1 protein-coding gene and 1 pseudogene are annotated in these 730 nt (G+C 76.6%); one reads left to right on the top strand and one right to left on the bottom strand.

Annotated elements, in window-relative coordinates:
• Window positions 1-340 (top strand): annotated as a pseudogene (locus tag ACYVE7_RS35105) (hypothetical protein); the annotation flags it as partial.
• A gap of 6 nt (window positions 341-346) precedes the next feature.
• Here the strand turns inward: ACYVE7_RS35105 and ACYVE7_RS35100 are convergent.
• The coding region (locus ACYVE7_RS35100) for a helix-turn-helix domain-containing protein (protein WP_460370994.1) at window positions 347-730 on the bottom strand (384 nt) is incomplete at its 5' end.

Below are 730 nucleotides of genomic sequence, written 5' to 3'. Positions count from 1 at the left end.
CCGGCACTCCCGCGCGCGGCCCGTCGCGGACACCGGCCAGGTCAGCGGGGCACCGGCCCGCGTCCCGCGACCGTCCGGCCCCACACCGCGTCCGTCCACGCTCCCGGAGCCCGAAGGCACGGAGGGTTCGGCGGCTCCGGCCGGTACCTCCTCGGCGACGCCCGATCTGCCGGTTCCGTCCCTACCGGTCGTCCCGACGCTGCCGCCGGTCCCCGTCGTCCCCGAGATCACGATCGCTCCGACCGCGCCCCAGTTCCCGCTGCCGAGCGTCTCGCTGGCCGTCACACCGGGCCCGCTCCTCACAGCGCTCACCACGCTGCTCCCGCGCCCAGCCCGCTGACGCCGGTCAGGCGGGGGCGCGGAAGGCGCGCCGGTAGGCGTCCGGCGGGACTCCGACGACCCGTTTGAACTGGCGGCGCAGCGTGGTCGCGGTGCCCATGCCGGTGGCCGTCGCGACGTTCTCGATGCTGTCGGCGGTGGTCTCCAGCAGCTCCTGGGCGCGCCGGACCCGCTGGGTGAGCAGCCATTGGATCGGGGTCTGCCCGACGGCCGCGTGGAACTGGCGGCCGAGCTGCCGGGGGCTGGTGTTGGCGTGCCGCGCCAGGTCCGCGACGGTCAGCGGCCGGTCGAGATGCTGCTGCGCCCACGCCAGCAGCCGCGCCAGCGTGTGGTCGCCTCCGGTCGGGATCGGGGCCGTGACGAACTGGGCTTGCCCGCCGGGCCGGTGCGG

This window comes from Actinocorallia lasiicapitis, from assembly GCF_054778695.1.
Note: the sequence above shows the minus strand (reverse complement) of the source record. Positions and strands in the feature narration are given on the sequence as shown.